We start from the raw sequence: 8,035 nt of genomic DNA on the forward strand, positions 1-8,035 counted from the left end.
CACGACGGAGGAGTCCTGATGGCCGATCAGCCGTCCGGCGCCGAGGCGCCGCGTCGTTTCCTGTTCCTCGACGCCAGCGCGCGCGCCGACGGCAACTCGGCCCGGCTCGCCCGGCTGGCCGCAGGGTCGAGCCTGCCGGCCGGTGCCGAGCAGCGTTGGCTGCGCCTCGACGAGCACCCGCTGCCGCCCTTCCAGGACCTGCGGCACACCGGCGACGGCAGCTACCCCGAGCCGGCCGGCCACGAGCGGACGCTGCTGGACGCCACCTTGGCGTCCACCGACCTGGTCTTCGTCGCGCCGCTGTACTGGTACTCGCTGCCGACCAGCGCCAAGCTCTACCTCGACCACTGGTCGGCCTGGATGCGGGTGCCCGGGGTGAACCTCAAGGCCCGGCTGGGCGGCGGCACGCTCTGGGGCGTCACCGCCCTCGCCACCGAGGACGACAAGGCCGAGCCGCTGATCGGCACCCTCCGGCTGACCGCCGAGTACATGGGCATGCGCTGGGGCGGGGTGCTGCTCGGCAACGGCAGCCGCCCGGGCGAGGTGCTGGACGACGAGCGGGCGGTGATCGCGGCCAAGTCGTTCTTCGCGGGCTGAACCCCGGGCCGGGGGCCGCGCGTTATCGCCCTTCGGGCGTGTACCCGTCACGCGGCACCCCGGAGGGCGACCCGGGGCAAGGCGCAAAAGCCTTACGAGTGGCCAGAGTTGGATGATTCGGGCACTCCGCCGCCGGGTTCGATTCGTAGCGTGCCACCCGGCTTCCGGACCGGTCGGGTCGTTCGGTACTCTCCGTCGGACTTTCAGCTTCGCGGGGGGTACGTGGCGTCTGCGGCCGCCCCCTCGCGCCCCGGGCCTCGCCCGGACACTTCCGTGAGGTCTCCTTGTCCATACGTCGCAGTTTTGCCCTTGCCGGAGCCGTCGCGCTCGCGTCCTCGCTCGTCCTGGCCGGCGCCCAGGGCGCCATGGCCGTCGGTGCCACCGGCACCCCGTCCGCCGTCGCGCAGCAGGCCGACAAGGCGTCGCACGCGAGCCTCGACCTCTCGCTGAACGGCGTGCCCGGCACCTTCATCGCCGGCGGTGACGCCCGCGAGTTCACCTTCAAGGTCGACAACAGGACGAAGCACGACTTCGTCTTCATCCCGCTGCTCAAGTTCAAGAACAAGGCGGGCTCTCTCCAGGCGAAGGACCTCAAGGTCCAGTACCGGCTCCCCGGGGGCGAGTGGCAGAACGCCGTGGTCGCCCCCGACCAGAGCGGGGAGAAGAACGACTCCGTCCTGATGATGCTCGGCACCCTCGACGGGGCCGGCAACCCGGTCGGCGACGACCTGCTCGGAGTGAACCGCGGCAAGAACGTCCCGATCAAGGTCCGCGCGTCCTTCACCGACGGTGCCCCGCTCGGCCGGGCCGGCGTCATCCCGGTCGTCTTCGCCGCCGAGCTCGACGACTCCAGCCACCAGCCGGTCGACAACGGCCACCTGAGCTGCGACGGCGGCGTGGGCTTCGTCATCAAGGCGCACGGCGGCGGCAAGCCGACCCCGACGCCCACCGCGTCGCAGACCGGCAAGCCCAGCCCGACCCCGACCCAGACGGGCAAGCCCAGCCCGACCCCGAGCAGCTCCTCGTCGGCCACCACCACGCCGACGGAGAAGCCGACCGAGACGCCCACCGGCAAGCCGACCGAGAAGCCCACCGAGAAGCCCACCGAGAAGCCGACCACCCCGGCCACCGGCGAGCCCTCCGGTTCGGCCACCGCCCCGGCCCCGGCCGAGAGCAGCGGCGACACCGCGGGCCCGATCGACTTCCCGGTCGTGCCCCCGGTCATCACCCCGCCGCCGCTGACCCCGGCCGCCGTCGACAAGGCCAAGGCCGCCGCCGACGGCAGCGACAAGGCCCTGGCCCAGACCGGTGGCGGTGACGACACCACCGCCATCGCGGTCGCCGGCGGCGCCGTCCTGGCGGCCGGTGTCGGCACCCTCGTGGTGCTGCGCCGCCGCAAGTCCGCTCAGCAGGGCTGACCCGGAGCGCACCGACGCCCGGGAGGGCCGGGCCGCGGCTGACGCCGGCCCGGCCCTCCCGGCGTTCCCGGGCGGTGTCCCCTCCCGGCCCGCCCCCCGGTGTTTCCCGGGCACGCCCGCTCCCGCCGTTCCGGCCGCGCCCCCGGAGCCCCCCGTGCCGCCCGCACCGTCCCGTCGGACGGATCCGCGGGCGGCGCGGACGGTTCTCCTCCGTCACATAGGATGTCCGGCCGGAGGGGGGCGGAACGGCGGGGAGAGGACAGGTGCGGACAGCACGCACGGCACGGGCCACCACCGACTACGAGGCGGCGACCGGGCGGATCGCCGGGTTGCCGCTGCGCAGGCACCACGTCCTGCTGGCCGCCTGGACGGTGCTCTGGTTCCTCCTGGTCGAGCCCAGCGGCGGCTTCTCCTGGCACTACCTGCGCCAGGGCGAGCAACTGCTCTTCAGCGATCAGCCCGACGGCGGCCTGTCGCTCTACGCCCGCCACCCGGAGCTCCAGATCGGCCCGGTGAGCCTGGCCGCGGCCAGGCTCACCGCCCCGTTCGCACCGCACACCGGCGAGCTGATCGCCGAGGCGGTGAGCGCCGGGCTGGGCCTGGTGATGCTGGTCGTGGTCGGCCGCACCGCCGCCCTGTACTACCTCGGCACCGGGATCAACCACCGGCGGCTCCAGCAGCGGCTGCTGATCGCCGGGCTGGCGTTCATCCCGATGTGGGTCGAGGTCTCGGTCCGCTTCGCGCACCTGGACGACGTCCTCGCGCTGTTCTTCACCACCCTCGCCGCGCACGCCCTGGCCCGCGGCAAGCCCGTCCAGGTCGCGGTGCTCCTGGCGCTGGCGGTGGACTCCAAGCCCTGGGCGATCGCCTTCGCCCCGCTGATCCTGGCGCTGCCCCGGCCCGCCTGGCTGCGCACCGCGCTCTGGTTCTGCGCCCTGGTGGCGATCGCCTGGCTGCCGTTCTACCTGGGCAACCTGGACACCATGGCGGCCGCCAAGTTCACCATCCCGAACCAGCCCGCCTCCGCCTTGCGCTGGTTCGGGGTCACCGACCCGGCCACCCCCTGGTGGGACCGGCCGACCCAGTTCGCGCTCGGCATCGGGCTCGGCTGCGTCGCCGTCTGGCGCGGCCGCTGGCCGGCCGTGGTGCTGCTGGGCGCGGACGCCCGCGTCCTGCTCGACCCGAGCGTCTACACCTACTACACGGCCTCGATCCTGCTCGGCACCCTGCTCTGGGACGCGGTGGGACAGAAGCGGCTCGTCCCGTGGTGGAGCTGGATCGCGCTGGCCGCGCTGTACGGCGGCACGCTGTTCCTCCCGTCGGACGCGGCCCGCGGCTTCGTCCGGCTCGCCTTCGTGGTGGTCTCCGCCGCGTACGTGCTGTTCTGGCCCGCGCAGCGGTCCCGCCGGCCGCGGTCCGGTGCGCCGGGCGACGGCGAGGGCGGTGCCGTCGGCCGGCGGGGCGGGCGGCGGCGCGTGCGGGTGCCGGCCGGCGCCGGGGTCTGACGCGGGAGGGCCCGCCCCCGTTCACCGCTTGACCCTCACGCGACGTGAGAGCCGAGGGTGGTGGTCAGCACCAGGGAGGAACTCCGATGACCAGTGAGGGCTACTCGGTCGGCGCCGTGGCGAAGATCGCCAAGGTGACCGTCCGCACCCTGCACCACTACGACGGGATCGGTCTGCTGTCCCCGGCCGGCCGTACCCGGTCGGGCTACCGCCGGTACACGGACGCCGACCTCGACCGGCTGCAGCAGATCCTCTTCTACCGAGAACTCGGGTTCCCCCTGGAGGAGATCGCGGCGATCCTGGACGACGACTCGGTCAGCCCGACCGAACACCTCCGGCGGCAGCACCGGCTGCTCACCGACCGGATCAGTCACCTCCAGGAACTCGCCTCAGCCGTCGAACACGCCATGGAGGCACGGAGAATGGGCATTCAGCTGACCCCGGAGGAGAAGTTCGAGATCTTCGGCGAGGACTACCAGGAGGACTGGGAGCAGGAGGCCGAGCAGCGCTGGGGCGACACCGCGGCCTGGGCCGAGTCGCAGCGCCGCACCGGCGGCTACTCCAAGGCCGACTGGCAGCGGATCCAGGCCGAAATGACCGGGCTCAACGACCGTCTGGCCGAGGCGATCACCGCCGGCGAGCCCGCGGACGGTCCGGTGGCCACGGACCTCGCCGAGGAGCACCGGCAGCACATCTGCCGGAACTTCTACGACTGCACGTACACCATCCACCGCGGCCTGGCCGGGCTGTACGTCTCCGACCCGCGCTGGACCGAGGCCTACGAGAAGATCGCGCCGGGCCTGGCCCAGTGGCTGCACGACGCCGTCCTCGCCAACGCCGACCGGCGCGAGGAGAAGCGCGCGGGGCAGTAGGCCGCGCGCCCGGGCCGTCCCGCGCCCGTCCCGCGCCCACGCCGCCCCGCGCCCGAAGGAGTGCCGGGCTCAGGCCGCCCCGCGCCCGAAGGAGCGCCGGTAGGCGGTCGGGGAGGTGCGCATCACCCGGCCGAAGTGGTGGCGGAAGGTCGCGGCGCTCTCGAAGCCGACCGCCGCGGCGATCTCCTCCACCGACCCCTCCGGCGACTCCAGCAGCGCCAGACTGGCCGCGATGCGCTGGGTGACGACCCAGCGCATCGGGCTGGTCCCGTTGCGGGCGGTGAAGTGCCGCAGGTACGAGCGGTCCGACATCCGGGCGGCGCCGGCCAGTTGCGAGATGGTCAGCGGGGAGGCCAGGTGGTCCAGCGCCCACTGCATGCTGCGGGCGATCCCGTCGTCCTCCTCCTCGACCGGGCGGACCGCCGCCTCGATGAACTGGGACTGCCCGCCGTCCCGGTGCGGCGCCACCACGAAGCGCCGGGCCACCGTGTTGGCCACCTTGGCGCCGTGGTCCTGGCGGACCAGGTGCAGGCAGAGGTCGATGCCGGCCGCGCTGCCCGCGCTGGTCAGTACGTCGCCGTTGTCCACGTAGAGCACGTCCGGATCGACCCGCACCGCCGGGTAGCGCTGCTGGAGCAGCTCGGCGTACCGCCAGTGGGTGGTCGCCACCCGGCCGTCCAGCAGCCCGGCGGCGGCCAGGGCGAAGGCGCCCGAGCAGATCGACACGATCCGGGCGCCGCGCGCGTGCGCGGTGCGCAGCGCCTCGACCAGGGCGGGGGAGACGCCACCGCCCTGGCGACCGGGAGGTGCCCCCGCGCCGCCGAACGCGTTCGGCACCCCGGGGACCACCACGGTGTCGGCCGCGGCCAGCTCGTCCAGCCCGTGCCGGGCGGTCAGCGTGAAGCCGCCCACCGCCTCCAGCGCCGTACCGGGCCGGTCGGCGCACACCTTCAGCCCGTACCAGGGTGCCGCCAGCAGGCCGGTCAGCTCGGGCCGCGCCAGCCCGAACACCTCGACCACCACGCCGAGTTCGAACGGTGCCATGCCCGGGAAGGCGTACACCGCGACGTCGTGCACGGGCTCCGGGCGCCGGCCGATGGTGACGGCCACCGGCCGTGGCCCGACGGCGGCTTCGGCGACCGGGGCGCCGGCCGGGCCGGAGACGTTCTGCTCGGCCATGCGAACCCCCTGCTCACGGGTGGCGGAACGCCGGTGAGTGTAGCCGTCCCGGCCCCTTCGGAATTTTCTTCGAACCCGACTGCAACCTTCACCTCCGTCACACGTCCTTTGGTACGGGGGCGGAGGGAGCCCGGCAGAGGGCGGCTGGGATGATCCCCCCGATCACGATCTTGATCAGGTGGACCTGACGGAACGGCGGCCGCCGTCACCGTCCCGGGGGAAAGCGGAATCGCGAATGTCCATGGCCATCGGGCCGACCGCCGTGCAGGCAGGGGGGCGCGGCTTCTCCGTTCGCGGAGTGGTCGCCGCACTGTTCGGCGCACAGGAGGCCGGCGAGCCGCTCGCCGCCGTCGCCACCGAGCAGGAGGCGAAGCAGCGCCGCTCCGGGTTCCGGCTGCTGCGCGGCGGCCGGAAGCCCGCCGAGGACCGGCCCACCCTGACCGACCTCTACCACGCCCACCGGCTCGGTCTGGTCCGGATGGCGGTCCTGCTGGTCGACCACCAGGACCTGGCCGAGGACGTCGTGCAGGACGCCTTCACCCAGCTCTACCAGCGCTACGGCGAGGAGCTGGACGACCTCGACAACGCCCTCGGCTACCTGCGCACCTCGGTGGTCAACGGCGCCCGCTCGATGCTTCGCCGCCGCAAGACCGCCCGCGAGTATGTGCCGCCGCACGTGGCCGACGCCCCGTCCGCCGAGGACCACGCGGTGCTCAACGACGAGCACCGCCGGGTGCTGGTGGCCCTGCAGGAGTTGACTCCCCGCCAGCGTGAGGTGCTGGTGCTGCGCTACTGGTCCGACATGTCGGAGGCGCAGATTGCCGAGACCCTGGGACTGTCCCGGGGCGCCGTGAAGTCCACTGCCAGCCGCGCTCTGGACGCCTTGGAAAAGCACCTGGAGAAGGTTCGATGACCGACAAGCTCCCCCGCCGCATCGGCGGCGACGGCGACGGGCCGGCCGAGACACCGACGGAACGGCTGCTCCGCGAGGCGATGACGGCCCGGGCCTCCATGGTCACGGCGGCCGACCTGCGACCGGCCGCTCCCCCGAAGAACCGCATCCGCCGGCTGCGCCCGGTGTACGCCGTCACCGTGCCGCTCGGCCTGGCCGCCGCCATGGCGCTCGGCGTGCTCACCTTTCACGGCGAGCCGGTCGCCCAGGACCAGGTCCCGCCGCCGGCCGCCACCCTGACCGCCGTGCCGAGCCCGACGCCCGATCCGACCGGCGAGCCCAGCCCGACGGCCACCCCCACCGACCAGGGCACCCCCACGAATGAGGCCGAGCCGGAGGTCCCGGCCGCCGGCGGCTTCTCCTCCTCCGCCCCTCCGGCCTCCAACACGCCGACGGGTACGGCGAGTTCGTACACCTTCCGGGGTGTCAGGTTCAAGGTTCCGGCCGGTTGGAAGACCGTGCCGGTCTCGACCAGTCAGGTCTGCGTCCTGAGCCCGGGCGCTCCGACCGACCCGCAGCAGGGCTGGGACTCGGCGAAGTGCGAGCCGTACGGCGTCCTGGTCGTGGTCTACAACAGCCCGGACGAGATCGGCGGCGGCGCCTGGCCGACGACGGACGACCTGGTCGCGGACAGCGGCTGGGGCCACCAGCCGAACTGCCCGATCTGGGGCCGGCCCTACTTCCCCGAGAACGGCTACTCCTCGGTCGGCGCACCCGTGCGGACCAAGCCCACCGTGGCCGGCAAGACGATCGACAAGACCCAGTGGAACGTCACCTGCAAGCCCGGGGACACCTTCACCGCCCAGCTGTGGGGGATGGGTCTGGACCAGGTCTTCGTGGTGGCGAACGGGCTCAAGAGCGACTACCAGTCGGGCCTGACGGCGATCGTCAACAGCCTGGACGTGAGCGGCCACAAGTCGCCGTCCCTGACCCCGTCCGACAAGGGCGCGAAGGACATTGCGATCACGGTCGACGGCGGCATCGGCGCCGGACAGAAGATGTCCACCAACGGCACCCCGGTGACCTTCACGGTGACGTACCGGAACACCGGCCTGAAGACCTACGACAAGCTCCAACCGCTGGTCTACACGAAGGAGTACGCCGGGACGCCGCCGAGCGAGATAGTCGTGATCAACAGGGGCAAGCTGGAGCGCCAGGACGCCGGCGTCTGGAAGGAGATCCCGCTCGGGATAGGCGGCGGCATGGACTACGCCATGGTGGGCCAGCAGGCCCAGTTCTCGCTCGCGCCGGGGGAGTCCAGGACGGTGACGTACCGGATGAGCCTCGACAAGCTGGACGGGCCCGGCACGATGCCGGTGTCCGTCCAGGCGATGCTGCCGTACGACGGCTCCGCGCCGCTGGCCTCCCTGAAAGAGGTGATCGTCCCGGTGACGGTCGTGAAGTAGCCGTTCCGAGCGGGCCGTCGAGGCGCCGTGACCGGGGATCTCCCCTGGTCACGGCGCCTTTCGGCGTTCCGGGCGAAGTCCGCGGAAAATTTCTTCGAACCGACCT

At 73.0% G+C, this 8,035-nt stretch carries 7 protein-coding genes; 6 read left to right on the forward strand and 1 reads right to left on the reverse strand.

Going from position 1 to position 8,035, the window contains the following annotated elements; translation table 11 throughout:
• The first annotated feature begins 18 nt into the window (after window positions 1–18).
• The 4 genes from ACFVVA_RS20805 (at window position 19) to ACFVVA_RS20820 (ending at window position 4,392) form a co-directional block, all read left to right on the forward strand.
• Entirely contained in the window at window positions 19–597 is a 579-nt protein-coding gene (locus tag ACFVVA_RS20805) for a flavodoxin family protein (RefSeq protein ID WP_387691433.1), read from the forward strand.
• Window positions 598–881: 284 nt separating this feature from the next.
• Window positions 882–2,015 carry an LPXTG cell wall anchor domain-containing protein gene (locus ACFVVA_RS20810; RefSeq protein ID WP_387691435.1) on the forward strand — a complete coding sequence of 378 codons (1,134 nt, stop codon included), beginning with the start codon at window positions 882–884 and terminating at the stop codon, window positions 2,013–2,015.
• A gap of 263 nt (window positions 2,016–2,278) precedes the next feature.
• Window positions 2,279–3,520, forward strand: coding sequence for a hypothetical protein (locus ACFVVA_RS20815; protein ID WP_387691437.1), 1,242 nt, complete (start codon window positions 2,279–2,281; stop codon window positions 3,518–3,520).
• A gap of 86 nt (window positions 3,521–3,606) precedes the next feature.
• Window positions 3,607–4,392, forward strand: coding sequence for a MerR family transcriptional regulator (locus ACFVVA_RS20820; protein WP_387691439.1), 786 nt, complete (start codon window positions 3,607–3,609; stop codon window positions 4,390–4,392).
• A 69-nt stretch (window positions 4,393–4,461) separates the two neighbouring features.
• Here the strand turns inward: ACFVVA_RS20820 and ACFVVA_RS20825 are convergent, their stop codons facing one another.
• Window positions 4,462–5,571 carry a helix-turn-helix domain-containing protein gene (locus ACFVVA_RS20825; protein WP_387691440.1) on the reverse strand — a complete coding sequence of 370 codons (1,110 nt, stop codon included), beginning with the start codon at window positions 5,569–5,571 and terminating at the stop codon, window positions 4,462–4,464.
• 235 nt (window positions 5,572–5,806) lie between these two features.
• Between ACFVVA_RS20825 and ACFVVA_RS20830 the strand changes: the two genes are divergently transcribed.
• Window positions 5,807–6,484 (forward strand): SigE family RNA polymerase sigma factor, encoded by a 678-nt coding sequence (locus ACFVVA_RS20830; protein WP_359897781.1) that lies wholly within the window; start codon window positions 5,807–5,809, stop codon window positions 6,482–6,484.
• Window positions 6,481–7,929: a hypothetical protein gene (locus tag ACFVVA_RS20835; RefSeq protein WP_387691443.1), complete on the forward strand. Its 1,449-nt coding sequence runs from the start codon at window positions 6,481–6,483 to the stop codon at window positions 7,927–7,929. The genes ACFVVA_RS20830 and ACFVVA_RS20835 overlap by 4 nt, the downstream gene beginning before the upstream one ends.
• The last annotated feature ends 106 nt before the right edge of the window (window positions 7,930–8,035 follow it).

Source organism: Kitasatospora sp. NPDC058048 (assembly GCF_042885555.1).
In the GTDB taxonomy this organism is placed as follows: Bacteria; Actinomycetota; Actinomycetes; order Streptomycetales; family Streptomycetaceae; genus Kitasatospora; species Kitasatospora lactacystinica.